Origin of the sequence: Modestobacter roseus (assembly GCF_007994135.1) — a bacterium.
GTDB classification, from domain to species: Bacteria; Actinomycetota; Actinomycetes; order Mycobacteriales; family Geodermatophilaceae; genus Modestobacter; species Modestobacter roseus.
In genome coordinates this window covers 1,797,849-1,823,641 of sequence record NZ_VLKF01000001.1, presented here as the reverse complement: position 1 = coordinate 1,823,641, position 25,793 = coordinate 1,797,849, and the positions used below count along the sequence as shown (strand labels likewise).

27 protein-coding genes are annotated in these 25,793 nt (G+C 74.4%); 18 read left to right on the top strand and 9 right to left on the bottom strand.

Annotated features, from left to right (window positions below; all coding sequences use genetic code 11):
- Positions 1 to 217 precede the first annotated feature (217 nt).
- Positions 218 to 1,228, top strand: coding sequence for a DNA topoisomerase IB (locus tag JD78_RS08725; RefSeq protein ID WP_228395051.1), 1,011 nt, complete (start codon positions 218 to 220; stop codon positions 1,226 to 1,228).
- Positions 1,229 to 1,307: 79 nt separating this feature from the next.
- Here JD78_RS08725 and JD78_RS08720 read toward each other — a convergent pair whose 3' ends face one another.
- Both JD78_RS08720 and JD78_RS08715 read right to left on the bottom strand, forming a co-directional pair.
- Positions 1,308 to 1,697: an STAS domain-containing protein gene (locus JD78_RS08720; RefSeq protein ID WP_153358920.1), complete on the bottom strand. Its 390-nt coding sequence runs from the start codon at positions 1,695 to 1,697 to the stop codon at positions 1,308 to 1,310.
- Between the two features lie 296 nt (positions 1,698 to 1,993).
- A complete protein-coding gene (locus tag JD78_RS08715) occupies positions 1,994 to 2,512 on the bottom strand; it encodes a hypothetical protein (RefSeq protein ID WP_153358922.1) in 519 nt (172 codons plus the stop codon).
- A gap of 211 nt (positions 2,513 to 2,723) precedes the next feature.
- On the opposite strand from JD78_RS08715, the gene JD78_RS08710 reads away from it, so the two are divergent.
- The 7 genes from JD78_RS08710 to JD78_RS08680 all read left to right on the top strand — a co-directional run bounded on the left by JD78_RS08710 (position 2,724) and on the right by JD78_RS08680 (position 9,710).
- The gene (locus JD78_RS08710; RefSeq protein WP_228395052.1) at positions 2,724 to 3,287 is read left to right on the top strand and encodes a DUF1360 domain-containing protein; all 564 of its coding nucleotides are present in this window, start codon (positions 2,724 to 2,726) and stop codon (positions 3,285 to 3,287) included.
- A 178-nt stretch (positions 3,288 to 3,465) separates the two neighbouring features.
- Positions 3,466 to 4,449 (top strand): non-homologous end joining protein Ku, encoded by a 984-nt coding sequence (ku, locus tag JD78_RS08705; protein ID WP_166521092.1) that lies wholly within the window; start codon positions 3,466 to 3,468, stop codon positions 4,447 to 4,449.
- 3 nt (positions 4,450 to 4,452) lie between these two features.
- Positions 4,453 to 5,922, top strand: coding sequence for a non-homologous end-joining DNA ligase (gene ligD / locus JD78_RS08700; RefSeq protein WP_153358926.1), 1,470 nt, complete (start codon positions 4,453 to 4,455; stop codon positions 5,920 to 5,922).
- A complete protein-coding gene (ligD, locus tag JD78_RS08695) occupies positions 5,919 to 6,833 on the top strand; it encodes a non-homologous end-joining DNA ligase (RefSeq protein WP_153358928.1) in 915 nt (304 codons plus the stop codon). Before ligD (JD78_RS08700) ends, ligD (JD78_RS08695) begins: the two co-directional genes overlap by 4 nt.
- A 128-nt stretch (positions 6,834 to 6,961) precedes the next feature.
- Positions 6,962 to 7,468: a DUF6518 family protein gene (locus JD78_RS08690; protein WP_166521091.1), complete on the top strand. Its 507-nt coding sequence runs from the start codon at positions 6,962 to 6,964 to the stop codon at positions 7,466 to 7,468.
- A 92-nt stretch (positions 7,469 to 7,560) separates the two neighbouring features.
- Entirely contained in the window at positions 7,561 to 8,046 is a 486-nt protein-coding gene (locus JD78_RS08685) for a Fur family transcriptional regulator (RefSeq protein ID WP_153358930.1), read from the top strand.
- Positions 8,043 to 9,710 (top strand): catalase, encoded by a 1,668-nt coding sequence (locus tag JD78_RS08680; protein WP_153358931.1) that lies wholly within the window; start codon positions 8,043 to 8,045, stop codon positions 9,708 to 9,710. Before JD78_RS08685 ends, JD78_RS08680 begins: the two co-directional genes overlap by 4 nt.
- Positions 9,711 to 9,805: 95 nt before the next feature.
- Here the strand turns inward: JD78_RS08680 and JD78_RS08675 are convergent, their stop codons facing one another.
- Positions 9,806 to 11,059 (bottom strand): globin domain-containing protein, encoded by a 1,254-nt coding sequence (locus JD78_RS08675; protein WP_153358933.1) that lies wholly within the window; start codon positions 11,057 to 11,059, stop codon positions 9,806 to 9,808.
- Between the two features lie 109 nt (positions 11,060 to 11,168).
- Complete coding sequence (locus JD78_RS08670) at positions 11,169 to 11,327, bottom strand: hypothetical protein (RefSeq protein ID WP_166521090.1); 159 nt, start codon at positions 11,325 to 11,327, stop codon at positions 11,169 to 11,171.
- Between the two features lie 37 nt (positions 11,328 to 11,364).
- Between JD78_RS08670 and JD78_RS08665 the strand changes: the two genes are divergently transcribed.
- From JD78_RS08665 to JD78_RS08655, 3 genes are all read left to right on the top strand, one after another.
- On the top strand, positions 11,365 to 11,655 hold the full coding sequence (locus JD78_RS08665; RefSeq protein ID WP_153358934.1) for a hypothetical protein: 291 nt from the start codon (positions 11,365 to 11,367) through the stop codon (positions 11,653 to 11,655).
- Between the two features lie 61 nt (positions 11,656 to 11,716).
- Positions 11,717 to 12,313 (top strand): carboxymuconolactone decarboxylase family protein, encoded by a 597-nt coding sequence (locus JD78_RS08660; protein ID WP_153358936.1) that lies wholly within the window; start codon positions 11,717 to 11,719, stop codon positions 12,311 to 12,313.
- A 131-nt stretch (positions 12,314 to 12,444) separates the two neighbouring features.
- Entirely contained in the window at positions 12,445 to 12,699 is a 255-nt protein-coding gene (locus JD78_RS08655) for a hypothetical protein (RefSeq protein ID WP_153358938.1), read from the top strand.
- 22 nt (positions 12,700 to 12,721) lie between these two features.
- Here JD78_RS08655 and JD78_RS08650 read toward each other — a convergent pair whose 3' ends face one another.
- Together JD78_RS08650 and JD78_RS08645 are read right to left on the bottom strand one after the other, a co-directional pair.
- Complete coding sequence (locus JD78_RS08650) at positions 12,722 to 13,675, bottom strand: proteasome assembly chaperone family protein (RefSeq protein WP_153358940.1); 954 nt, start codon at positions 13,673 to 13,675, stop codon at positions 12,722 to 12,724.
- Positions 13,676 to 13,772: 97 nt separating this feature from the next.
- Positions 13,773 to 15,125 carry an AI-2E family transporter gene (locus tag JD78_RS08645; protein WP_153358942.1) on the bottom strand — a complete coding sequence of 451 codons (1,353 nt, stop codon included), beginning with the start codon at positions 15,123 to 15,125 and terminating at the stop codon, positions 13,773 to 13,775.
- Positions 15,126 to 15,236: 111 nt separating this feature from the next.
- Between JD78_RS08645 and JD78_RS08640 the strand changes: the two genes are divergently transcribed.
- The 3 genes from JD78_RS08640 to JD78_RS08630 are packed head-to-tail and all read left to right on the top strand — an operon-like array spanning position 15,237 to position 16,926.
- Entirely contained in the window at positions 15,237 to 15,716 is a 480-nt protein-coding gene (locus JD78_RS08640; protein ID WP_153358944.1) for a PPOX class F420-dependent oxidoreductase, read from the top strand.
- Between the two features lie 38 nt (positions 15,717 to 15,754).
- Entirely contained in the window at positions 15,755 to 16,339 is a 585-nt protein-coding gene (locus JD78_RS08635) for a helix-turn-helix domain-containing protein (RefSeq protein WP_153358946.1), read from the top strand.
- Positions 16,336 to 16,926, top strand: a complete 591-nt coding sequence (locus JD78_RS08630) for a hypothetical protein (RefSeq protein ID WP_153358948.1) — start codon at positions 16,336 to 16,338, stop codon at positions 16,924 to 16,926. Before JD78_RS08635 ends, JD78_RS08630 begins: the two co-directional genes overlap by 4 nt.
- A 65-nt stretch (positions 16,927 to 16,991) precedes the next feature.
- Here the strand turns inward: JD78_RS08630 and JD78_RS08625 are convergent, their stop codons facing one another.
- Complete coding sequence (locus JD78_RS08625) at positions 16,992 to 18,536, bottom strand: UDP-N-acetylglucosamine 1-carboxyvinyltransferase (protein WP_153358950.1); 1,545 nt, start codon at positions 18,534 to 18,536, stop codon at positions 16,992 to 16,994.
- Between the two features lie 141 nt (positions 18,537 to 18,677).
- Here JD78_RS08625 and JD78_RS08620 point away from each other — a divergent pair, with 141 nt between their 5' ends.
- Genes JD78_RS08620 through JD78_RS08610 form a run of 3 tightly spaced genes read left to right on the top strand, consistent with a single transcriptional unit; the run spans position 18,678 to position 20,521 of the window.
- Complete coding sequence (locus tag JD78_RS08620; protein ID WP_228395055.1) at positions 18,678 to 19,283, top strand: hypothetical protein; 606 nt, start codon at positions 18,678 to 18,680, stop codon at positions 19,281 to 19,283.
- A gap of 43 nt (positions 19,284 to 19,326) precedes the next feature.
- A complete protein-coding gene (locus tag JD78_RS08615; protein ID WP_153358952.1) occupies positions 19,327 to 20,079 on the top strand; it encodes a dienelactone hydrolase family protein in 753 nt (250 codons plus the stop codon).
- 43 nt (positions 20,080 to 20,122) lie between these two features.
- Positions 20,123 to 20,521 carry an ankyrin repeat domain-containing protein gene (locus JD78_RS08610; RefSeq protein WP_153358954.1) on the top strand — a complete coding sequence of 133 codons (399 nt, stop codon included), beginning with the start codon at positions 20,123 to 20,125 and terminating at the stop codon, positions 20,519 to 20,521.
- A gap of 11 nt (positions 20,522 to 20,532) precedes the next feature.
- Here the strand turns inward: JD78_RS08610 and JD78_RS08605 are convergent, their stop codons facing one another.
- Complete coding sequence (locus tag JD78_RS08605) at positions 20,533 to 21,111, bottom strand: MarR family transcriptional regulator (protein ID WP_166521089.1); 579 nt, start codon at positions 21,109 to 21,111, stop codon at positions 20,533 to 20,535.
- A 91-nt stretch (positions 21,112 to 21,202) separates the two neighbouring features.
- Here JD78_RS08605 and JD78_RS08600 point away from each other — a divergent pair, with 91 nt between their 5' ends.
- Positions 21,203 to 24,337: an efflux RND transporter permease subunit gene (locus JD78_RS08600; RefSeq protein ID WP_166521088.1), complete on the top strand. Its 3,135-nt coding sequence runs from the start codon at positions 21,203 to 21,205 to the stop codon at positions 24,335 to 24,337.
- A gap of 3 nt (positions 24,338 to 24,340) precedes the next feature.
- Here the strand turns inward: JD78_RS08600 and JD78_RS08595 are convergent, their stop codons facing one another.
- The gene (locus JD78_RS08595) at positions 24,341 to 25,750 is read right to left on the bottom strand and encodes an MFS transporter (protein WP_243731007.1); all 1,410 of its coding nucleotides are present in this window, start codon (positions 25,748 to 25,750) and stop codon (positions 24,341 to 24,343) included.
- Between the last annotated feature and the right edge of the window lie 43 nt (positions 25,751 to 25,793).

Genomic DNA, 25,793 nt, shown 5'->3' with positions numbered 1-25,793 from the left:
CGGGGCGCGGCGCCGTTGCCGGCGCGCGAGCGACGAACGGTCGCCCCGCGGGTGCGTGCGCGGGCAGGACCCGCTGACCCAACGGTAGTCGGACCGCCTGCGGGAGGTGCCCCACGGGGCCGGCGGGCAAACACGGTGCGCACGGCGTCGTCACCGGCGCGGGTGGTCCGGCGACGGGCTGTGTTTGGAACGGCGCGGCGCCGACCATCTCCCAGCCGTGAGACTCCGCCGCAGCGACGTGCACGCCCCGGGCTGGACCCGGCGCCGCGCCGGCCGGGGCTTCTCCTACCGGGACGAGTCCGGCGCCCTGATCAAGGACGACGCACGGCTGGACCGGGTGCGGGGGCTGGTGATCCCGCCGGCCTGGAAGGACGTCTGGATCTGCCCCTGGCCCAACGGCCACATCCAGGCGGTGGGCACCGACGCCGCCGGCCGCCGGCAGTACCGCTACCACGACGAGTGGCGGGCCCGACGGGACGCCGCCAAGCACGAGCGGGTGCTGGAGATCTCCCACCAGCTGCCCGACGTCCGCGACGAGGTGGTCGCCGCGCTGCGCAAGCGCGGGCTGACCCGGGACCGGGTGCTCGCCACCGCGGTGCGGCTGCTGGACCTGGGCGCGTTCCGGGTGGGCAGCGAGCAGTACGCGGAGGACAACGGCACCTTCGGCCTGGCCACGCTCCGCCGCGAGCACGTCCGGGTCCGCGGTGAGCGCACCTTCTTCTCCTACACCGCCAAGGGCGGCATCGAGCGCGAGGTCGAGCTGACCGACCAGCCCACCGCGACGGTGGTCCGCCAGCTGCTCGACCGCCCCGGGGAGACCGGCGAGGAGCTGCTGGGCTACTGGCTGGCCGACGGCAGCTGGCACGACGTCACCAGCGACGAGGTGAACGCCTACCTCAAGGAGATCAGCGGCGCCGAGATCACCGCGAAGGACTTCCGCACCTGGACCGCGACGGTGATGATGGCGGCCGCGCTCGCGGAGCAGCCGACGCCGCCCAGCCGGACCGCGCGCAAGCGTGCGGTCCGGGAGGCGTACGTGCGCGTCTCCGAGCAGCTGGGCAACACCCCGACCGTGGCGAAGGCCAGCTACGTCGACCCGCGGGTGGTCGACCGCTACGAGCACGGCGAGACGATCGCCGAGGCGCTGGCGGAGGCGGCGGGGGCACCGGACGACCGTTCGGCGCAGCGCACGCTCGAGGCCGCGGTCTGCAGCCTGCTCAGCAGCTGAGGAGCGACCCCGGACGCAGCGACGGCGCCCCGCCGGAGCGGGGCGCCGTCGCTGGCGAGGTGGTGCGGTGACCCTGCGGTCAGGCCTTCTCGGCGATGGTGAACAGGTCGATCAGGCCGGTGACCTCGAGCGGTCGGGTGACCGCGCGGGTGTTGGCCACCAGACGGAGGCCGACGTCGCGCGAGCGGGCCGACTTCTGCGTCTCCACGAGCACGGCCAGGCCGGCCGAGCCCAGGAACTGGACGCCGCAGAGGTCGATGACCAGTGCGGTGGGCTGCTGCTCCAGCTGGGTGTCCAGCGAGGCCCGCAGCACCGGTGCGGTGAAGGTGTCCACCTCGCCGATGACCGTCACGGTGACGGTGCCGTCGTCGTCGGTGGACGTCGACAGCGTGATCACGTCGTCGAAGGGGGCTTCGTTCGCGTCAGCCGCGGCCGACGCGCCTTCGGCGGGTGAGTCGGATGAGGTCACGGACTGCAGCTCCTCTCAGCGGCGGTGCGCGCAGGACGCGCGAACGCCCGGACAGCGTACTGCTGCACGCCGTCCGCGTTCGTCGCGGCCTGGGCCACCGGGTCTTCCAGACACCTGGTCCGGAGGTTTCCGGGCAGGCGACGGCTGGCTGCTCAACCGTGGCGCCCAACCTAGTCGGGCCATGATCGGCGCACCAATCCAGACGGCACCGGACCGGGTGGGCGGCCGCGACGCCGGTGACGTCGCGGCCGCCCGGGGACCGGTGCCGGGTGCAGCCGTGCGGTGGGGCGTCCTGCTCAGCCGTCGGTGAGGTGCATGGCCTTCTCCTCCGGCCCCTCACCGCCGGTGGGGTCCTCGCCGGAGGCGACGACGTCGTCCCCGACGCTGTCGCTGCCGGAGGAGGCGCCCGGCTCGGTGTCGGAGTTCTGGTCGATCTGCGGCACCGTGCGGTCGTGGTGCTCGGCCGCGCGCACCTCGGACAGGTCGCCGGACCCGGCGTCGGGCACCTCCTCGGCCAGCCGCTGGTCCAGGGACTCACCCTCGGACTGCTCGGCGGCCGTCGTCCCGAAGGAGACCGGCTCGTGCCGCCGGTCGCCGGGCAACGGGGCGAACTCCGGGTCCTCGGCCGCGGCGTCCTCGGGGCGCGAGTCGTCGGCGATCTCCGGGATCCCGTCGTCGGCGTAGGAGACGTCGCGAGCGGTCTGGCCCTCGGGGTCGTTGGACCGGAGGTCGTCGCCCCCGGCCAGCGGGCCGTCGTCGGGGAACTCGGCGTCGTTCAGGGTGGAGTCGCGGGCGGCGCGGTCCGGGTCGGTCATGGTGGTGCCTCCGTTCTGCGCGCCTCGGCGGGGCGGGCGCGCTCGTCCGTCCGGCTGGACGGCGGGACCGGTCGGGTGACCGGCGTCGTGCGCAGGCCCCTACCCGCGCACCCCGGCGGCATGCGTGACCCCGGTCCCGCCCGGGCCGGGCATGCCCACGGCGGGCCACGGGTACCGGCGCGGCATGGCGATCACCGAGGACGTACAGCGCATGGGCGCACCGCTCCGGCGCTGGGCACACACCCAGAAGCAGGAGTACACCCGGGGCGAGGAGCGGCCGCTGGGTGCCGACCTCGGCGCGATGGGCGTGTACGTCGGCCTGGTGGGCGCCGCGGCCGCCGCGATCCGCGCCTCGGGGCGGGAGCTGCCCGCCCGGATCCCGCTCGGTGACGCCGTCCTGCTCACCGTCGGCACGTTCCGGCTGGCCCGCCGCATCGCCAAGGACCCGGTGACCGCCCCGGTGCGCGCCCCCTTCGTGAGCTACCAGGGCACCTCGGGCGAGGCCGAGGTCGCCGAGGAGGTGCGCGAGCACGGTGGGGTGAAGCACGCGGTGGGGGAGCTGCTCACCTGCCCGTTCTGCATGGCGCAGTGGGTCGGCACCGGCTTCGTGCTGGGGTACGTCACCGCGCCCCGGGCCACCCGGCTGGCCGCGCTGACGATGACGATGGTCGCCGGCTCCGACGTGCTCCAGTTCGCCTACGACGCGATCCAGAACGGCGCGCTGCGGCCCGGCGGGGAGGCGCCGCCCGAGGACATCACCGGCCAGATGGTCTGAGCCCGGCCCGTCACCCAGGGTGCTCGCCCGGACCGCGCGGGTCCGGGCCGGGCGGGTCACCCGCCCGGGTGGTCGACTGCGCTGGGTAGTCGTCTCGCCCTGCCGCCCGGGCGCCGACCTGCCTATCCTTCGATCTCGTCGAGCTGCCGGCGTCGCCGGCCCGGAGCGGAGGTCGGTCGTGCGGTCCATCTGGCGGGGCGCCATCTCCTTCGGGCTGGTGAGCATCGGGGTCAAGCTGTACTCGGCCACCGAGGACCACGACATCCGCTTCCACCAGGTGCACAAGACCGATGGCGGCCGGGTGAAGTACCGCCGGGTCTGCTCGGTCGACGGCGAGGAGGTCGAGTACGGCGACATCGCCAAGGGCTACGAGCTGCCCGACGGCCAGCTCGTGGTGCTCACCGACGCCGACTTCGACGAGCTGCCCCTGGTGACCACCCGGGAGATCGAGGTGCTCCAGTTCGTCGACCAGGAGCAGATCGACCCGATCCACTTCGAGAAGACCTACTACCTCGAGCCCGACGGCGTCGCGACGCGGCCGTACGTGCTGCTGCGCACCGCGCTGGAGAACGCCGGACAGGTGGCGATCACGAAGATCGCGATCCGCCAGCGGGAGTCCCTGGCCGCGCTGCGGGTCCGGGAGGGCGTGCTGGTGCTGCACACGATGCGCTGGCCCGACGAGATCCGCCGGCCCGACTTCGGCTTCCTCGACGAGGACGTCGCCGTCCGCCCGCAGGAGCTGGCGATGGCCGAGTCGCTGATCTCCACCATGGCCGGGGACTTCGACCCGACCCAGTTCACCGACGACTACCGCGAGGCGATGACCGCCCTGCTGGAGGCCAAGCAGTCCGGCGGTGAGGTGCGGCCCGCCCCGGAGGTCGCCGACGACGGCGGTGGGGCGGTGGTCGACCTGATGAGCGCGCTGCGGCGCAGCGTCGAGCGCGCGGGCGGCTCGACGCCGGCAGCGGAGAGCGCGGCCGAGGAGCCCGCGCCCACGTCCCCGGCGAAGAAGGCCCCGGCGAAGAGGGCGGCCGCCACCAAGGCTCCCGCGAAGAAGGCGCCGGCGAAGAAGGCCGCGGCGGGGGAGAAGGCCGGCGGGACCACCGCGGACGCCCCGGCGAAGACCACCAAGCGCACCCCGCGGGCGCGCAAGACCGCCTGACCGGTGGCCGACCCCGATCCGCTGGCCGCCTACCGCGCCAAGCGGGACCCCGGCCGCACCGCCGAGCCGGTCCCACCGGCCGGGCAGCCGCTGCCGCGAGGCGACGGCGACACGTTCGTCGTCCACGAGCACCACACGCCCCGTGGCCGCACGGGTGAGCGGGTGCACTGGGACCTGCGCCTGGAGCGCGACGGGGTGCTGAAGAGCTGGGCGGTGCCCAAGGGCCCGCCGACGCAGCCGGGGGTCAACCGGCTCGCCGTCCCCACCGAGGACCACCCGCTGGAGTACGCCTCGTTCTCCGGCACGATCCCGGCCGGGGAGTACGGCGGCGGGGTCTCGACCATCTGGGACGCCGGGCGCTACGCCACCGAGACGTGGACCGACGACCACGTGACCGTCGCCTTCGACGGCGGGCGGCTGACCGGTCGCTACGTGCTCTTCCGGCTGCCCGACCGCAGCTGGGCCCTGCGCAAGCTCGACCCCGACCCGGTGTCGGCGGCGCCGGTGGCCGGGGTGCCCGAGGACCTGCGCCCGATGCTCGCCGCGCTCGGGGAGCTGCCCCCGGCGTCGGACGAGCGGTGGGGCTACGAGTTCAAGTGGGACGGCGTCCGGGTGCTGGCGCACGTCCGCGGTGGGGCGTTGCGGCTGCGGGCGCGCAGCGGCAACGACGTGACCGCCACCTACCCCGAGCTCGCCCCGCTGCCGGCGGCGCTGGCCGGGCACGACGCCGTCCTGGACGGCGAGGTGGTGGCGCTGGACCCCCGCGGCCGCCCGGACTTCGGCCTGCTGCAGGGCCGCATGCACCGCACCGGCCCGGAGGTGGCCCGGCTGGCCGTGGCGGCTCCGGTGAGCTACCTGGTGTTCGACCTGCTGGCCTGGGACGGCGAGGCCCTGCTCGACCGGCCGTGGACCGAGCGCCGGGAGCGGCTCGACGCCCTCGGCCTGGGCAACGACCGCTGGGTCACCACGCCGTGGTTCCGCGGGAACGGCCCGGCCATCCAGTCGGCCAGCCGGGACAACGGGCTGGAGGGCGTCGTCGCCAAGCGGCTGGACTCGCCGTACCGGCCGGGTGGACGCGGGCCGGACTGGCGGAAGGTGAAGAACCTGCGCACCCAGGCGGTCGTCGTCGGCGGCTGGCGGCCGGGGGAGGGCCGGCGGGCGGGCGGCATCGGGTCGCTGCTGGTCGGCGTGCACGACGACACCGGCCGGTTGGTCTTCGCCGGGCACGTCGGCACCGGGTTCACCGCGAAGGCGCTGGCCGACCTCGAACCGCTGCTCACCGCCCGGGCGTCGTCGCCGTTCGCCGACCCGCTGCCCCGGGAGGTCACCCGGGACGCCCGCTGGGTCGAGCCGGTGCTGGTGGGGGAGGTCCGGTTCGGCGAGTGGACCCGGGAGGGCCGGCTGCGCCACCCGGCGTGGCGGGGGCTGCGCGACGACGTCCGGCTGCAGGACGTCGTGGTGGAGCCCGCATGAGACAGCGGGTGCAGATCGAGGGCCGCCAGCTGGAGGTCAGCAACCTGGACAAGGTGCTGTTCCCCGAGGTCGGCTTCACCAAGGCGCAGGTCATCGAGTACTACGTGCGGATCGCCCCGGTGCTGCTGCCGCACGTGGCGCGGCGCCCGGTCACCTTCACCCGCTGGCCCTCCGGGGTGGACGGGCAGGCCTTCTTCGAGAAGAACAGCGCCCGGCACGCCCCGGAGTGGGTCGAGTCGGTGACCGTGCCCTCGCCGGGCTCGTCGCGCGGCCGGGAGACGCTGGACATGGTGCTGCTCTCCGCCGTCCCCGACCTGGCCTGGTCGGCCAACCTGGCCGCGCTGGAGGTGCACGTGCCGCAGTGGCGGGTCGACGACGACGGCGTCGCGCAGCTGCCCGACCTGCTGGTGCTCGACCTGGACCCGGGCCCGGGCACCGGGGTGGTCGAGTGCGCGCACGTGGCCCAGCGGCTGCGCGAGGTGCTGGCCGCCGACGGGCTCGACCCGGTGGTGAAGACGTCGGGCTCCAAGGGGATGCAGGTCTACGCGCCGATCGAGTGCGCCGACCGGGAGCACCCCAGCCGGTACGCCAAGGGCCTGGCCCAGCGGCTCAGCCGGGAGACCCCGGAGCAGGTGGTGTGGCGGATGGAGAAGGCGCTGCGGCCGGGCAAGGTGCTGGTCGACTGGAGCCAGAACAACACCGCGAAGACGACGGTCGCCCCGTACTCGCTGCGGGCGCGGCCGTTCGCCACGGTCTCCACCCCGCTGCGCTGGGCCGAGGTCGACGCGCTGCGCGCGGGCGGCGACCCGGCGTCGGTGCGCTTCCGCACCGACGACGTCCTGGCCCGGGTCGCCGAGCACGGCGACCTCTTCGACGTCGACGCGCGGACCCGCGCCGTCCTGTCGTCGTGACGGTCCCCCCGGCCGGCGTCGTCCGCGGCGCCGGGGTCTGACCGGACGCGACGCTCGTCCGGGAGGAGGACGCCGGATCAGACTTCGGGCCGATGTGCTGTCGTCCCCGGGGGGCCAGGCTGGCGGTCGTGACCACCGTCCTGCCGCCGCCCGCGCCGCCCCTGCCGTCGTGGCCCGCGCCGTCGGCGCGCACGGAACTCGCCCGCTGGTGGCTGCCGGTGCTGGTGCTGGTGCTCGGCGCCGGCGGCGGGGTGCTGACCGAGCGGGTCCAGGGCGCGCTGGCCGGGTCGTGGGCGCACTGGGGCCACGCGGTGGCGGCGTGGTGCCTGGCGTCCTTCGCGGTCGGCGCGCTGGCCCGTCGGTGGCGCGGCGCGGTGGCTGCCGCGGTCGCCACCCAGCTGCTCCTGGTCGTGGGCTTCCACGCAGCGCGGGCGGTGCAGCTGCTGCCCGTCGACGAGGCGGCCGCGGTCGTCTGGTCGGTTGCGGGGGTTGCGGCCGGGCTGGTGTTCGGGACGGTGGGCTGGTGGTGGCGGGCCGCGCGGCAGCGGCTGGCCGCGCTGGTGCTGCTGGCGGTGGTCGTCCCGGTCGTCTGGGCGGACACCGCGGTGGTCGACGCGGTGACCGTCACCTGCTGAGCTCCGCACCGCCGTCGGGGAGACGGGCGACACGTCACGTTCACCCGCCCTTGTCTTGACTGAGTCAAGATAAGCGGGTTGAGTCGGCGGCGATGGAGACGACCTGGGCCGACGAGCTGCGGAGAGCAGGGCTGCGGGTCACCCGCCCCCGGCTCGCCGTGCTCGACGTCCTCGCCGGTCACCCGCACGTCGACGCCGACACGATCGCCACCACCGCCCGCGCCGCGCACCCCTCGATCTCGCCGCAGGCGGTCTACGGGGTGCTCAAGGCGCTGGTCGGGAGCGGTCTCGCCCGCCGGATCGAGCCGGCCGGTGGGCCGGCGCGCTACGAGCTGCGGGTCGGCGACAACCACCACCACCTGGTCTGCCGGGGGTGTGGGCTGGTCGCCGACGTCGACTGCGTCGTGGGCCGGGCGCCCTGCCTGGCGCCCTCCGACGCGGCGCTCTCCGATGCGGCGGGCTTCGCCGTCGACGAGGCCGAGGTCGTCTTCTGGGGACTCTGCGCCGGCTGCCAGGCCGCGCGCAGGACGCACGTGCACGGGACCAACAGTGCAATGGGAGAAGGAGTGAGCGCATGACCGACGTCGCATCGCAGGGCCCCGCCGCCAGCGAGGCAGACCGGCCCGTCCTGACCAACCGTCAGGGCCACCCGATCTACGACAACCAGAACCAGCGCACGGTGGGTTCGCGTGGCCCGGCCACGCTGGAGAACTACCAGTTCCTGGAGAAGATCAGCCACTTCGACCGGGAGCGCATCCCGGAGCGGGTCGTGCACGCCCGCGGCGCCACCGCGTTCGGCGTCTTCGTGGCCGACGGCACCGTCGGTGACGAGCCGATCGAGAAGTACACCCGGGCCAAGCTCTTCTCCGAGAAGGGCAAGGAGACCGAGGTCGCCCTGCGCTTCTCCACCGTCGCCGGCGGCCGGGACTCCTCCGAGGCGGCGCGTGACCCGCGCGGCTTCGCGGTGAAGTTCTACACCGAGGACGGCAACTGGGACCTCGTCGGCAACAACCTGGGTGTCTTCTTCATCCGGGACGCCATCAAGTTCCCCGACTTCATCCACTCGCAGAAGCCGGACCCGGTGACCTTCGAGCGCCAGGTCGCCAACCGGGTCTTCGACTTCTGGTCGCAGTCGCCCGAGGCGCTGCACATGATGACGCTGGTCCTCAGCCCCCGTGGCCTGCCGGCGAGCTACCGCACCATGCAGGGCTTCGGCGTGAACACCTACAAGTGGGTCAACGCCGCCGGTGAGACCAAGCTGGTCAAGTACCACTGGCTGCCCAAGCAGGGCGTCAAGTCCTGGACCGAGGCCGACGCCGCGGTCGCGCAGGGCACCGAGCTCGGCGTGCACACGAAGGACCTCTACGAGGCCATCGAGCGCGGCGAGTTCCCCTCCTGGGACCTGCACGTCCAGCTGATGGACGACCACGACCACCCGGAGCTGGACTTCGACCCGCTGGACGACACCAAGGTGTGGCCGGAGAACGAGTTCCCGCTGCGCAAGGTCGGCACCCTGACCCTGAACCGCACGCCGCAGGACTTCTTCACCGAGAGCGAGCAGATCGCCTTCGGCACCGGTGTCCTGGTCGACGGGCTGGACTTCTCCGACGACAAGATGCTGGTCGGCCGGACGTTCTCCTACTCCGACACCCAGCGCTACCGGGTGGGCCCGAACTACCTGCAGCTGCCGGTGAACCAGCCGAAGGGCGCTCGGGTCGCCACCAACCAGCGCGACGGGGCGATGGCCTACGGCGTGGACCGCGCCGAGGGCACCAACCCGCACGTCAACTACGAGCCGTCCATCCTGGGCGGCCTGCGTGAGGCCGAGCGCCCCGCGCACGACGAGCAGGGCCCGGAGATCACCGGCCGGCTGACCCGCAAGCGGATCGACCGCACCGACGACTACACCCAGGCCGGCCAGCGCTACCTGCTGTCCGAGCAGTGGGAGAAGGACGACCTCGTCGCCAACCTGATCGCCAACCTGTCGCAGTGCGACCGGCCGATCCAGGAGCGGATGATGTGGCACCTCTTCATGGTCGAGGACGAGCTGGGCCAGCGGGTCGGTGACGGCCTGGGCATCAGCGCGGACGACGTCCGGGGGATGCCGCCGCTGCAGACCCAGACGCTCACCGAGGCCGAGCTGCAGCGCGCGGCCAACCTGGGCAAGAACGGCCCGCGCGACGTCAGCGGCCTGACCATGACGCACTGCGTGCCGAACGAGCACGTCGTCCTCGCGAAGTGATCGACGTCGGGTGACCCACCGGGGCTGACGCCCCACCGCACCACCACCGCGGGCCGCGACCGGATCTCCGGTCGCGGCCCGTCGTGGTCTGCCGGTCAGGCCTGCGCCACAACCTCCTGCCCGGCGCCCGGGGCGGCCTCGGTGGCCAGGTCGGCCGCCCACAGGTCGGGGCCGAACACCTCGTACTGGATGTCCTTCGCCGGCACGCCCCGGTCGATGAGCGAGCTGCGCACCGCCCGCATGAACGGCAGCGGACCGCACAGGTAGTACGCGGCGCCCTCGGGGAGATCGACCGCGTCCAGGTCCATCATCCCGGCGTGCACGCCGTCGACGGGCAGGCTGCTCTCGGCGCCGCGCTCGTACCAGACGTGCGCGGCCGCCCCGGGGAGCGCGCGGACGTCGTCGAGCACCTGCCGGCGCAGCGCGAAGGACTCCTCGTCGACGTCGGCGTGCAGCAGGGTGATCGGCAGGTGCGACCCGGCCGCGGTGAGGTGCGAGAGCATCCCGGCCATCGGGGTGATGCCGATCCCGGCGCTGGCGAACACCACCGGCCGGCCGGAGTCGTCGAGGACGACGTCGCCGAACGGCAGCGAGAGGGTGAGCACGTCACCCACCTGCGCGCGGTCGCACAGCAGGTTCGACACCTCGCCGTCGGGCGTGCCGTTGCCGCGCACCCGCTTGACCGAGAACTGGCGGTGCTCGCCGTCGTCGGCGCGGGTGAGGCTGTACTGCCGCGGCTGGTGGACGCCGTCCGGCATCTCCACCTTCACCGAGACGTACTGGCCGGGCAGCGACGTCTTCACCAGCCGGTCGTCGACCCGCTTGACCCGGAAGGTGACGACGTCGGCGGTCTCCTCGGTCTTCTCGGCGACCTCCCACTCGCGCCAGACCGTCTCCGGCCGCACCCCGCGAGAGCTGTACAGGCCGCGCTCCATGTTGATCAGCGCGTAGGCCATCAGCCAGTAGACCTCGTCCCAGGCCGCGGCCACCTCCGGGGTGACGGCGTCGCCCAGCACGTCGACGATCGCCCAGAACAGGTGCTCGTGGACGACGTCGTACTGCGCCGGCGTGATGCCGAGGGAGACGTGCTTGTGCGCGATCCGGGACAGCAGCTGCTCGGGCACCTGCTCGGGGTCCTTCAGCAGGGCGGTGGCGAAGACTGCGACCGACCCGGCCAGCGCGACCTGCTGGGTGCCCGCCGCCTGGTTGCCGCGGTTGAAGGTGCCGTCCAGCAGCTCCGGGTGAGCCCCGAACATGTGGCCGTAGAACCGGCGGGCGATCTCCTCGATGTTCTCGGCGACGACCGGGAGGGTGGCCTCGATGACCGGGCGGGAGCGATCGGAGAGCACGGTGCCTCGTTCCTGGAGAGGGCGTGCGGCACCGACGTGGGGTGCCGCGGGGGATCTCACCACTCTCGGCGCCGGCTCCCATCGGGTCGAGGGGCGTAGGTCCCGCGGCTCAGGTCGGCAGCTCGGCGCCGCACTGCCGGCACCTGGTGGGCCGGGGCTCCTCGGCCAGCCGGCCGCACGCGGGGCAGACCAGCTCCAGCCAGCACACCGGGTCACCACCCTCGGGCTCCGCCGGTCGTGGCCGGTCGGCCCCTGCCTGGTCGGTCACCGATGCTCCTCGTCGTCGGTGCGAGCAGACTGCACCCGTGGACGACACGGCGCAGCAGTTGACGGCCGCCGCCCACCGGCTCGAGCAGCTGGCCGCCCGGACGACGCCGGGCGAGTGGCGGGTGCAGGGTCTGCTCGCCTCCCGGCCCGAGGTGGTGGCGCACCGCCCGGACGGCGGCACCGAGCACGTCGCCGAGGCCCGGGCCCGGACGGCGGAGTGGATCGCCACCGTCACCCCCGCGCTGGCCGTGCCACTGGCCGCCTGGCTGCGCGCCGCGGACCCCACCGACCCACACGCCGGTGCGGTCGCCCGCGTGCTGCTGAGCTGACCCCTCCCGCCCACTGCCGGGCTGCCCTACCCTCGGCGCCACCAGGGAGGGAGCCGGGCCGATGAGCTGGATCGCCACACCGGAGGAGTCCGCGGCGACGGGGACGGTGGCCGCGGTCTACGCCGCGGACCGGGACTCGCTGGGGCACGTCACGAACCACACCCGGGTCTTCGCCCAGCGCCCCGAGGTCCTGGCCGCCTGGCGGGCGCTGAGCGCGGCGATCAAGGACTCGATGGGGGAGCGGCGGTACGAGCTCGCCACGCTGGGTGCGGCCGCCCGGCTGCGGTCCAGCTACTGCTCGCTGGCCCACGGCTGGGTGCTCGCCGAGCGGCACCTGGACGCCGGGACGGTGGCCACCCTGGTGCACGACCCCCGCCGGTCCGGCCTGGACCCCGCCGAGATCGCCACGGTGGAGCTGGCGGCGCGGGTGGCCGGTGGAGCGGCGGAGATGACCGAGGACGACCTGGACGCCGCCCGGGAGGCCGGGCTCGGCGACGGCGAGGTGCTCGACGTCGTGCTGGCCGCGGCGGCCCGGATGTTCTTCAGCAGCGTCCTCGACGCCGTCGGCGCCGAGCCCGACCGCGATTACGCGGAGCTGCCCGCGCCGTTGCGCGACGCGCTGACCGTCGGCCGCCCGATCGAGGCCGGCCCGGCCTGACCCGCGGCGCTCGGGGGATCCTGGCAGTTCTGTTGCGGTCGCGGTCGCCCCGGCCACTCGTCCGCCCGCCGTTCGCCGGCGCATCCTCGCGCTACCGGGCGGGCGTCCGGCGGCGGCGAGGGGAGCGGAGCGTGTGGGCGAGCGTCGTGTTCGGGGTGCTGGTCGTGCTGTTCTTCCGGGCGATGGGTCGTGCCGGTGCGCCGGCCCCGGAGCAGCCGGAGCCGGGGTGGCCCGCCGCACTGCACCGGCTGCTCGCGGACGTCGCGCGCGGGGTGCGGGTGTTCGCCGCGCTGGCCACCGCCCACCGGGAGCGCAGCGGGCGGGCCGGCTGGACAGCAGGGCCCGATGGGGCGACGGTGCCCGTGGTGTGCCGGGACGACCGCTGACACCCCGCCGAGGTGGAGGTGCTCAGTCGCCCGGGCGCTTGCGGTCCTGCTCGGCGAGGAAGCGCTCCAGCTCGGCGCCGAGCTCGTCGCCGCTGGGCATCTGGCCGGCGGTGCCCAGCAGACCGGTGTCCTCGCGCGCCGCGGTGAAGGAGTCGAACTGCTCCTCCAGCGCGGCCACCACGGAGGTGTTCTCCGCCGAGCGGCCGATCTGCTCGTCGACCTCGGTGCGGTTGGCCTCGGCCGCCTCGCGCAGCGTCTCGGTGGGCACGTGCAGCCCGGTGAGCTGCTCCAGGTGCTCGAGCAGCGTCAGCGAGGCCGCGGGGTAGGTGGCCTGGGCGAGGTAGTGCGGCACGTGTGCGGCCACCCCCAGCGCGTCGACGCCGGCCTCACCCAGCCGCAGCTCCAGCAGGGCACCGACGCTGCCGGGGATGCGCATCTCGCCCCAGTACACCGGGTAGGACTCGATCAGCTGCCGCCGCGTGGCGTGCGCGGTCACGGTGACCGGCCGGGTGTGCGGCACCGGCATCGGGATGGCGTGCAGCGCGACGACGGCCGTCACCCCGAGCCGCTCGACCAGCCCGGCGACGGCGGCGACGAACCGCTCCCACGCGAAGTCCGGCTCGGTGCCGTGCAGCAGCAGGAACGGGCGGCCGCCGTCGTCCTCGAGCGCGTAGAGGTTGATCTCCGGGGAGGTGATCGACTCGTAGCGGTCACCGGAGAAGGTCATCCGCGGCCGGTGGCCGCGGTAGTCGACCAGGCTGTCGACGTCGAAGCGGGCGATCAGCTGGTGCGGGAGGGTGGCCAGCAGGTGCGAGCCGGCGAGGGCGGCGGCGTGTGCGGCGTCGAACTCCCCGGCCAGGTCGTGCACCAGCACCAGGCCGGGCCGCTCCTCGGGGGAGCCGACCTGCTCCTCACGGGCGAGGAACGGGTCTGCCTCGGGGAGCACCTCGACGAGGTCCTCCGGTCGCTGCGGCACGGTGTGGCCTCCTGGGGACGATCCGACGGGTCGAGTGGTGAAGCCCCGGGAGGGACGGCGGCATTCCCGCCGTCCCCCTCCCGGGTCGCCACCGGGGTCAACGCAGCGGGTTCGGCTCTTCCGCGTGCTCGCTGACCAGCTCGGACCCCGACACGTCCCCGGAGAGCACCCGGCGGGTGCCGTCGGGCTCCACCTCGGGGCTCATGCCGTCGAGGACGTCGCGCCCGTAGCGGTAGGCCACCGCGATCAGCGCGGCCACCGGCACCGCCAGGAAGGCGCCGATGATCCCGGCCAGGCTGGTGCCCGCGGTGACCGCGAGGATGACCACGGCCGCGTGCAGGTTGAGCCCACGCCCCTGCAGGATCGGCTGCAGCACGTTGCCCTCGATCTGCTGCACGACGATGACGATGGCCAGCACGATCAGCGCCGTGGTGAACCCGTTGGTCACCAGGGCGATGAGCACGGCGAAGGCACCGGCGACGAACGCGCCGATGATCGGCACGAAGGCGCCGAAGAACGTGAGCACCGCCAGGGGCAGCACCAGCGGCACGCCCAGCACCAGCAGGCCCAGGCCGATGAAGAAGGCGTCCACGAAGCCGACCAGCGCCTGCTGGCGGATGAACTCCGACAGCGTCTTCCAGGTCTTCAGCGACAGCGCGGCGACGTGCGGCGCGGCCTTGGGGCCGGTCTGCGCGGCCAGCCACGGCACCCAGCGGGGCCCGTCCTTGAGGTAGAAGAAGGTCAGCACCAGGGCCAGCACGAGGTTGACGACGATCGAGCCGATCGTGGTGGCGGTCGTGTAGGCGTAGCCGGCGATGTTCTGCGCGTTGGACTGCACCTGGTTGATCACGCTGTCGATGGCGTCGTCGACCTGGCCGTCGCCGAGGTTGAACGGCGGACCGGCCAGCCAGTTCTGCACCTCCTGCAGGCCGGCGCTGAACTGGTCGGCGAGGTCCTCCACCTGGTTGACCACCTGCGGGGCGATCCAGGCGACGATCCCGCCGAAGGCGGCGAGGAAGAGCAGCAACGTCACCAGCGCGGCCAGGGCGGGTGGCCAGGAGTGCTTGCGCAGGAACCGGGCGAGCGGCCACAGCACGGTGGTGAACAGCAGCGCCAGCACGACCGGCAGCAGCACCACCCAGAGCTTGCCGAGGACGTAGCCGATGATGATCAGCGCCAGCACGACGAGCACCAGCTCGCCGGAGCCGATGGCGAGCACGCGTGCGGCGGCCTGGAAGCGGCGCGACCGCTCCGGGCTCGGGGCCGGTGACCGGGTGGGCACCATGGCGTCGTCGTGGGTGGGCTTGCCCGGGGTGGACCCGGCGCCCGGGGACGTCGCCCCGGAGGACTCCGGGCCGGTCGCCCCGTCGTCGGACGGCGTCCTGCCGTCGGCGGGTGTCCCGTCGTCGGACGGTGCCTCGGGGCGGGACGCGGGACTCTGGTCGGGCATGGGTCGATCCCAACACACCCCGGCCACGGGCACGCGTCGGCGCGGCGTGATCGACCTCTCCGGCGTCCGCCCGTCCGGCGGGCTGTCGGAGGTGCGTCGTAGGTTCCCCGCATGCCGAAGACCGCGACCGCCGACCGTGTCGACCGCGACGGGCTCGTCGCCTTCCTCCGCCCCCGGCACCACGCCCTGCTGATGACCCACCGGGCCGACGGGAGCCCGCAGCTGTCCCCGGTGACGTGCGGGGTCGACCCGGAGGGCCGGGTGGTGGTGTCCAGCTACCCGCAGCGGGCCAAGGTGGTCAACGCCCGTCGTGACCCGCGGGTGTCCCTCTGCGTGCTCTCCGACGACTTCGACGGGGCGTGGGTGCAGGTCGACGGCCGGGCCGAGGTGCTCGACCTGCCCGACGCACTGGAGCCCCTGGTCGAGTACTTCCGGTCGATCAGCGGTGAGCACCCCGACTGGGACGACTACCGGGCCGCGATGCAGCGCCAGGGCAAGGTGCTGCTCCGGGTCACGATCGAGCGCTGGGGGCCGGTGGCCACCGGCGGTTTCCCGCCGGAGCTGTCCCAGGACACGCCCGCCAAGGCGTGAACCTTGCTTCTGTCGATGCAAGCTGCTGAACTTGCCCGGTGCCGTTCGTGGTGACCGTCGACCAGCGGGCCAGCCGTCGCGCGCCCGATCGCGTGCCGGCCGCTCTGCGGGTGCTCGCCGGTGTGCCCGTCCTGCTGCGCTTCGAACGCACCGCGGGCGACGAGTTCCAGGGGGTGCTCGACGACCCGGCCGCCGTGGTCGACGTGGTCCGGCGACTGGTGCACGAGGGGGACTGGAGCGTCGGGATCGGGGTCGGGCCGGTGCAGCGACCCCTCCCGCCGAGCACCCGCGCGGGTGCCGGTCCGGCCTTCATCGCCGCCCGGGCGGCCGTCGAGGCGGCCAAGCGGCGTCCGGTCCGGATCGCGGTGCGCGGTCCGGTACCGGAGACGGCGGCCGACGCCCAAGCGGTGCTGACGGCGCTGGCCGCGCTGCTGGAGCGGCGCACCGACCAGGCCGAGGAGGCGGTCCGGCTGGTGGAGGGCGGGCGCACGCAGGCCGAGGCGGCCGCCGAGCTCGGCGTCAGCCGCCAGGCCGTCGGGCAGCGGCTCGCCGCGGGTCTGTGGGAGGTCGAGCGTGACCTGCGGCCGACCGCGGCCCGCTTGCTGACGCGGGCGGCGGGGTGATCCCCGCCGCGCTGATCGTCCTGGCGGCCGTCGCCGCCGTCGGGGCGGGCCTCACCCTGCGGGGGGAGCGGGTGCGCACCCCGGTCGGTGCCCTCGTCCTGGTGGCGCTGCTCGCCGCGGCGGCCGGGCTCGCCTGGCGCGCCGGGCGCACCGGGGACGTCGTCGAGGCGGCGGCCGTCGTGCTCGCCGTGGCCGCTGCCGCGCTGGGCGGTGGCCCGGTGGCGATGGCGGTGCTGCGCGCCGCGGACCCGCAGCGGGACGTGCCGGCAGCCGCTCCCGGGCCCGCTGCGCCCAGCGCCGGTCCCGCGGTGGAGCCGGTCGTCGGCAAGCCGGCACCGCGCAGCGTGGCCGACCCGGAGGTGCTGCGCGGAGGTGCCTGGATCGGGGTCCTGGAGCGCACGGTCATCGCGGGCACGGTGCTCGCCGGCTGGCAGGAGGGCCTGGCCGTGCTGGTCGCGGTGAAGGGGCTGGGCCGGTTCCACGAGGTGAAGGCGCCGGTCGCGGCGGAGCGGTTCATCATCGGCACCCTGGCCAGCGGGCTGTGGGCGCTGGCCTGCGTCGGCGTCGGTGTGCTGCTCAGGACCTGATGGAACGGCCCCCTCGCAGGGCCCCGCGCCGAGCTGGCGAGGCGTGGGGGGCGAGGGGTCCTCCCTCAGTCGCTGAAGACCTCGATCTGGGCGCCCATCTCCACCAGTCGCTCGTAGAGCTGCTCGTACCCGCGGGCGATGATGTCGACGTTCCGCAGCACCGACTGCCCCTTCGCCGCCAGCATCGCGAGCAGGATGCAGACCGCCGGGCGCAGCGCCGGCGGGCAGATGATCTCCGCGCCCGACCACCGCGTCGGCCCGGACACCAGCACCCGGTGCGGGTCCAGCAGCCGGACGTCGGCGCCGAGCCGCGTCATGTCCGACAGGTGGATGGCGCGGTTGTCGTAGACCCAGTCGTGGATGACGGTCTCGCCGGTCGCGGCCGCGGCGATCACCGCGAAGAACGGCAGGTTGTCGATGTTCAGCCCCGGGAACGGCATCGGGTGCACCTTGTCGATCGGTGCCCGCAGCTGCGAGGGGTGGATGGTGACGTCCACCAGGCGGGTGCGGCCGTTGTCGGCCGGGTACTCCGGGGACAGCTCGTAGCGCAGCCCCATCTCGGTCAGGGTGGCCAGCTCGATCTCCAGGAACTCGATCGGCGCCCGCCGCACGGTCAGCTCCGAACCGGTCACGATGCCGGCGGTCAGCAGGCTCATCGCCTCGACCGGGTCCTCGCTGATCGTGTAGTCGACGTCGGCGTCCAGCACCGGCCGGCCGGTGACCACCAGCGTCGTCGTCCCGAAGCCGGCGATCCGCACCCCGAGCTTCTCCAGGTACAGGCACAGGTCCTGCACCATGTAGTTCGGGCTGGCGTTGCGGATCGTCGTGGTGCCGTCGTGGCGGGCGGCGGCCAGCAGCGCGTTCTCCGTCACCGTGTCCCCGCGCTCGGTCAGCACGATGGTCAGGTCGCGGCCGCCGACCCGGGTGACGCTGGCGTGGTACTCGCCGGCGTGCGCCTCGACGTCCAGCCCGAAGGGGCGCAGCGCGATCATGTGCGGCTGCACGGTGCGGGTGCCCAGGTTGCAGCCGCCGGCATAGGGCAGCTCGAAGACCTCGGCCCGGTGCAGCAGCGGGCCGAGGAACATGATGATGCTGCGGGTCCGCCGGGCGGCGTCGGCGTCGATGGCCGCCAGGTCCAGCTGGTCGGGGACCACCAGGGTCAGGTCCCGCCCGGCCTCGTCCCAGGTGGCGGAGACGCCGATCGAGGTGAGCACGTCGAGGATGCGGTCGACCTCGACGATCCGGGAGACGTTGCGCAGCGTCGTCCGTCCGCGGTTGAGCAGCGAGGCGCACAGCAGCGCGACGGCCGCGTTCTTCGACGACTTCACCGTGACGCTGCCCGACAGCGGCGTGCCGCCGCGCACCCGCAGGTGGGTGGGGCCGGGGCGGCCGACGGTGATCAGCTCGCTCTCCAGCGCCGCGGACAGCCGGCCGAGCAGCTCCAGGGTGAGGTTCTGGTTGCCCTGCTCGATCCGGGCGATCGCGCTCTGGCTGGTGTTGAGCCGCTCGGCGAGCTGCGCCTGGGTGAGGCCGTGGTGTCGGCGGGCGTCGCGCACGAGTGCGCCGATCTGGCGGAGCGACTGACCGGTGGCTTCCTCGGTGAGCGTCATCGCCGGAGACGGTATCTCACAGATGAGATCGACCCGGGTGCGTGGTCCGGCGACCCGGGCGGGGAAACCGCGGATGCCGGGGTGTGGGGCGACGGACATGATGGACCCGCCGAACCCCGGCAACGTCTGCGAGGAGAACCCGTGTCCGAGAACCCGGCGCCGTCCGGCGGTGTCACCCACCCCGAACTGCTGGCCGTCTACGTCAACGACCACCTCGCTGCGGCCGCCGGGGGGATCGAGCTGGTCTCCCGGATGATCGGGGTGCACCGCGGGACGGAGCTCGAGCAGCCCCTCCGTCAGCTGCTCGACGAGCTCCGTGAGGAGAAGACGGCGATCACGGGCATCGCGCAGGCGCTGGGCTTCCCGGTGCGCCACTACAAGCAGGTGGCCACCTGGGTCGCGGAGAAGGCGAGCAGGGGGAAGCTGAACGGGCACCTGCTCACCCGTTCCCCGTCCAGCGACCTGGTCGAGTTCGAGTTCCTCGCCTCCGCGGTGCGCGGCAAGCGCAGCGGCTTCGAGACGCTGCGCATCGCGGCCACCGTGGACAGCCGGATCGACGCCGACCTGCTCGACCGGCTGATCCGGCAGGCCAACCGCCAGCACGACTGGGCCACCGAGGTGCGCCGGGACGTCGCGGCGAGGGTCTTCGGCGGTGACCCGGACGCGCCGGACTCGGCCGCCGACCACGGCAACGGGGACGGCGGGGGCGGGGACGACAGCGGCGCGGAGTCGGCCGACCAGACCTGAGCTCCCGCTGCGCCGGGCGGCAGGCGACGGTAGAACCGCAGTCATGTGCCACGACCACGACAGCCGCCCGCCCGCCCCACCGCGCAGCGGGGACGTCGCCGAGCGCGGCTCGCTGACCCTGACCGCCGCCGACGGCACCGACCTCAGCGCCGCCTACGCCGCCCCCGCCGGTCCGGCGCGCGCGGGCGTGGTGATCCTCCCCGACGTCCGTGGCCTGCACCCCTACTACGTGGCGCTGGCCGAGCGCTTCGCCGAGGCCGGCGTGCCCGCGGTCGCGATCGACTACTTCGGTCGCACCGCGGGGGTGGTGGCCACCGGCAGCCGCGAGGAGGACTTCGACTGGCAGAGCCACATCCCGCAGACCACCGACGAGGGCGTCGACGCCGACACCGCCGCGGCGGCGGCCTACCTGCGCAGCCGGACCGACCCGGCGCTGCCCGTGGTCACGGTGGGCTTCTGCTTCGGTGGCAGTCACGCCTGGCGGCAGTCCGCCGGGGAGCTGCCGATCGCCGGGTCGGCGGGGTTCTACGGCCGGCCGTCGATGGTGGGCGACGCCGCGCGGCGCGCCGCCAAGCCGGTCGTGATGATCGTCGCCGGTGCGGACTCGGCGACGCCGGTCGAGGAGCAGCGGCAGCTGGCGGCCACCATGCGCGCCGCGGGCGCCGACGTCGACGAGGTGGTCTACGAGGGCGCGCCGCACTCGTTCTTCGACCGGGCGTTCGGGGAGTGGGCCGAGGCCTGCGACGACGCGTGGCGGCACGTGCTCGCCCTCACCGACCGGGTCGCCACACCCTGACCACCTGCCCGCTCGTCCCGCCGCGGTGCCTACCCTCGGCGGGATGAGCGAGCCCATCGACCCCGGCGTGATCGAACTGGCCCAGCGCGTCTTCGGCCTGGCCCGGGCCGGGGAGGCCGAGGAGCTCGCGGCCTACGCGGACGCGGGCGTCCCGGTGAACCTGACCAACGAGAAGGGCGACACCCTGCTCATCCTGGCGGCCTACCACGGCCACCCGGAGGCAGTTGCCGCGCTGCTGGAGCGCGGTGCGGAGCCCGACCGGGCCAACGACCGCGGCCAGACCGCCCTGGCGGCCGCGGTGTTCAAGCAGTCCGCCGACACGGTGCGCGCGCTGGTCGCCGCCGGTGCCGACCCCGACGCCGGCGGACCCAGCGCCCGGGCCACGGCGCAGTTCTTCGAGCTCCCGGAGATGGCCGCGCTGCTGGACCACCCGGCCGGCTGACCGGAGCGCGTTCAGCCGGCCGGGTGCGCTGGTGCGTCGTCGTCCCGGCCGAGCGCCCGCAGTTCGCGCAGCACCCCGGACAGGCCGTGCTGCAGCCCGGCCAGCTCGTCGGGGGTGAGCCCGCCCAGCACCCGGGCGTCGGTCTCGACGTCGGTGGCGAGCAGCTCGCGCACCACCTGAACGCCCGTCCGGGTGGGGGTGAGCACCCGGCCCCGGCCGTCGCGGGTGTCCTGCGCGCGGTCGGCCATGCCGGCGCGCACCAGCCGGTCGACGATGCCGGTGGTGGTGGCGGGCGTGACGGCCAGCAGCTCGGACAGCTGGTGCGGGGTGGCCGCGCCCTCCACCACCAGCACGGTCAGGCAGCGCAGCTGCTGGACGGTGAGCGGCACGGCCAGCAGCGGCCCCAGCCGGCGGCGGACGCTGTACAGCCCGATCTCCGCCCCGAGCTGCGCGACCGCCCGGGCCTCGGCGGAGAGCGCGGCCCAGGTGGGGGAGTCCGCGCAGCCGGCCGCATCGTCCGGCCACGGGGCGGTGTCGTCGGTCCGCTGAGTGGTGTCGTCGGGCCACGGGGTGGTGCCGTCGGGCGACATGAGGGCCTCCTCCCCGGACGGCGTCGTCCGGACGGGTAGTTTGCGTTGGGCAAAGTACCCGGCGCCGGCCGCCCGGCCGTGGAGGAACCCGTTGTCCCGTCTGGCCGCGCTCTCCCTGCGCAACCGCGCCCTCGTCGCGCTGGTGACCATCGCCGTGCTCGTCTTCGGGCTGATCTCGGCCGGGTCGCTGCGGCAGGAGCTCATCCCCTCGCTGCAGATCCCCGCCGCCGCGGTGGTCGCCACCCAGCCCGGCGCCTCGCCCGACGTCGTCGAGCGTCAGGTCGTACAGCCACTGGAGCAGGCGATCGCCACCGTCGACGGCGTGGTCGCCACGACCTCGACCGCCAGCACCGGGCTGGCCACCGTCACCGTCGAGCTGGAGTACGGCTCGGACCTGGACCGGGCCACCAGTGCCCTGCAGACCGCGGTCAGCCGGGTGCAGGCCCAGCTGCCGGCCGACGTCGAGCCGCAGGTGCTCGCCGGTTCGCTGGCCGACCTGCCCGTCGTCCAGCTGGCGATCGCCGCGCCGGGTGACACCGCCGCCCTCTCCGACCGGATCGACTCGGCCGTCGTCCCGCTGTTCGAGCAGGTCGAGGGCGTCCGCGACGTGACCGTCACCGGAGCCAGCGAACCCCGGGTGCAGGTGGCGCTCGACCCGGCCGCGCTCGCGGCGGCCGGCATCCCGGCAGCCGCCGTCACGACGGTGCTCGAGGAGAACGGTGTGGTGCTGCCGGCCGGCACGGTGACCGCGGGCGAGCAGACCCTCCCGGTGCAGGCCGGTGACCGGCTGACCTCGGTCGAGGAGCTGCGCGCCCTCCCGCTCACCGGCGCCGACGGGTCCGTCGTCGCGCTCGGCGAGGTGGCCGCGGTGGAGCTGGGCGAGGCGCCGGCGACGTCCTACTCCCGGGTCGACGGGCAGCCGGCGCTCTCGGTCGGGCTCACCCAGACCCCCGATGGCAACACCGTGGACATCTCGCACGCCGTCGAGGAGCTGCTGCCGCAGGTGCGCGAGCTGCTCGGCGCGGGCAGCACCGTCGCCGTCGTCTTCGACCAGGCGCCGTTCATCGAGGAGTCGATCGAGGGCCTGGCCACCGAGGGCGGGCTCGGGCTGCTGTTCGCCCTGGTCGTGATCCTGGTGTTCCTGGCCTCGGTGCGTTCCACGCTGATCTCGGCGGTGTCGATCCCGGTGTCGCTGTGCGTCACGTTCATCGGGCTGCAGCTCGCCGGCTTCTCGCTGAACATCCTCACCCTGGGCGCGCTGACCGTCTCGATCGGCCGGGTGGTCGACGACTCCATCGTGGTCATCGAGAACATCAAGCGGCACCTCTCCTACGGGGAGGCGCGCACCCGGGCGATCCTGGGCGGGGTGCGGGAGGTGGCCGCCGCGATCACCTCCTCGACGATCGCCACCGCGGCGGTGTTCCTGCCGATCGCGCTGGTCGGGGGCCTGGTCGGCGAGCTGTTCCGGCCCTTCGCGCTCACCGTGGCGATCGCGCTGATCGCCTCGCTGGTCGTCTCGCTGACCATCGTCCCGGTCATCGCCTCGGCGTTCCTGCGCACCTCGACCTGCACGGCGCCGGAGACCGACCGGGAGGACACCGAGCAGCTGGCCCGGGAGCGCGAGGCGGCCGAGGCCGCGGAGCGGCGCACCTGGTTGCAGCGGCTGTACGTCCCGGCGCTGCGCGGCGTGCTCGCCCACCGGCGCTGGACCGTGGCCGGTGCACTGGCCGTCCTCGTCGGCACCCTGGCGCTCACCCCGCTGCTGCAGACCAACTTCATCGGCGACGCCGGCGAGGACACCGTCACGGTCACCGCCGCCTACCCGGCCGGCACCGGCCTGGCCGCGCAGGACGAGCGGGCCCGGGCGCTGGAGAGCGCCCTCGGTGAGGTCGCCGGGGTGGAGACCGTGCAGACCACGGTCGGCTCGGCCGGCGGGTTGGCCGCCTTCAGCGGCGGGGGCGGCACCCCGACCGCGACCTTCGCCCTCACCCTGACCGGGGACGGCGACCCGGAGGAGACCCGCGCGGAGATCCGCGACGTCGCCGAGGGCCTCGACGACGTCGGCGAGGTCACCGTGGCGGCCGCCGGCTCCGGGTTCGGCAGCTCGACGGTCGACGTGCTCGTCCAGGCCGCCGACGCCGACGTGCTGGCCGAGGCCGCCGACCAGGTGCAGCAGGCCGTCTCGGGGGTGCCCGGGGCCACCGACGTGACCAACGACCTGTCGGCCGGGCTGCCGGTGGTGCAGGTCGACGTCGACCCCGCCGCGGCCGCGGCCGCCGGGCTGACCGAGGCGCAGGTGACCCGCACCCTCGCCGGCCTCACCAACGCCGTCCCGCTCGGGGAGATCGACGTCGACGACGCGAGCACCCCGGTCTACCTCGACCCGGTGCAGGCCCCGGAGACCGTCGAGCAGCTCCGGGCGGTCGTGCTGCCGACGGCCGGCGCCCTGGTGCCGCTGACCCAGGTGGCGACGATCGAGGAGGTGCAGGCGCCCAGCTCGATCAGCCGGGTCGACGGCGAGCGCAGCGCGACCGTGTCGGCGACCCCGGCCGACGCCGACCTCGGTTCGCTGACCACGCAGCTGCAGGCGGCGATCGACGAGCTGGACCTGCCGGCCGGCGCCGAGGTGTCCATCGGTGGCGTCGCCGCCGACCAGGGGGAGGCCTTCGCCGACCTGGGCCTGGCCCTGGTGATCGCCATCGTGATCGTCTACCTGGTGATGGTGGCGACCTTCCGCAGCCTGGCCCAGCCGTTCATCCTGCTTGTCTCGGTGCCGTTCGCCGCCACCGGTGCGCTGCTGATGCTGCTGGTCACCGGCACCCCGCTGGGCGTGCCCGCGCTGATCGGCGTGCTCATGCTCATCGGCATCGTGGTGACCAACGCGATCGTGCTGATCGACCTGGTCAACCAGTACCGCGAGCAGGGGCGGCCGCTGACCGAGGCGGTCACCGAGGGCGCCCGCAAGCGGCTGCGGCCGATCGTGATGACCGCGGCGGCCACCGTGCTGGCGCTCACCCCGATGGCGGTCGGGCTGACCGGAGGCGGGGTGTTCATCTCCCAGCCGCTGGCGCTGGTGGTCATCGGTGGGCTGATCAGCTCCACGCTGCTCACCCTGCTGCTGGTGCCGGTCCTGTACACGGCGCTGGAGAGCCGCCGGGAGCGGCGGGCCGACCGGCGTGCGCGGCGTGCGGCCGGCCCGGCGGAGCGGGAGCTCGAGCCCGCCTGAGCCTCAGGCGGCCGCGGCGGTCCGCCGGGGGCTGAGCGCGAGGGTGAGCACGACCAGCAGCAGGCAGGCGCCGCAGCCGATCACCGCGATCCCGGTGTAGCCACCCGTGGTCGGGTAGCCGGCGCCGGCCGGGGTGGCGATCTCCAGCACGGTGGCGCTCAGCGCGCTGCCGACGGCGAAGCCGATGTACCGCATGACCTGGTTCAGCCCCATCGCGCTGCCGGTCTCCCCGGCGGGGACGGCGGTGACGATGAGCCCGGGCAGCGCGGCGAACGTCGTCCCCACACCCAGGCCGGCGACGGCCATGGCCGCGAACAGCTGCCACAGGTCGGTGCGGGCGAAGCCGACGAGCAGCTCCCCGACGGCGAGCACCAGCGCGCCGATCGGCAGCACCCAGCGGGCGCCGACCAGCCGGTCCAGCGGCCGGGCGACCCAGCCGGCGGCGAAGCTCGCCACCGAGAAGGGCAGCAGGATCAGCCCGGCGACGACGATCGAGGAGCCGAAGCCGTACCCGGTGGACTCCGGCGTCTGCGCCAGCCGGGGGACGGAGGAGAGCAGCAGGTAGTTGGCCAGGCCGATCAGCAGGGCGCCGACGTGCGCCGTCGCCGCGGTGCGCCCGCGGGCCAGCCGCAGGTCGACCAGCGGGGCGTCGGCCCGCAGCTGCCACACCACCCAGGCGGCCAGCGACACCAGCGACAGGGCGACGAGGCCGACCACGACGGGGGAGGTCCAGCCCCACTGCTCACCCTCGCCGAGCGCGAGCAGCCCGGCGGTCAGGCCGATGCCCAGCAGGGCGGCGCCCAGCAGGTCCAGGCGGCGGGCGGCCGTCGCCGGCGGCCGCGGGTAGACCACCGCTGCGGCGACGAGGGCGATCGCGCTGGCGGCGGCGCCGAACCAGAACGCCGCGTGCACCCCGCCCAGCTCGGCGATCAGCCCGGTCAGCGGGTAGCCGAGGCCGAGGCCCGCGGCCACCGTCACCGACAGCGCCGCCGCGGTCGACCGGGCCCGGTCCGGGGGCAGCGCGGAGCGGGCAGTGGCGATCGCCAGCGGGGTGACGGCGAGCCCGAGACCCTGCAGCGCACGGCCGGCGACCAGCCAGCCCAGGCCCAGCGGCAGGGCGGCGAGCACGCTGCCCAGCACCACCACGCCGAGCACGACCAGCACCACGGTGCGCCGGTGCCGGCCGTCGCCCAGCCGCCCGATCACCGGGCTGGCGACCGCGCCGACCACCAGGGTCACCGTCAGCGCCCACTGCGCGCTGGTCACCGACACGTCGTTGGCCTCGGCGATCGCCGGGATCAGCGGCGCCCCCAGGCTGCTGATCACCGCGACCAGCATCGCCAGGTAGATGAGCACCGGGACCAGCGCCGGGGGAGCGGCGGTCGTCGTGGTGCCGGCACCTGGTTGCGTCACGGAACCGCACGCTAACCGTGCACGGTCGGGGAGGGCCGGGGAC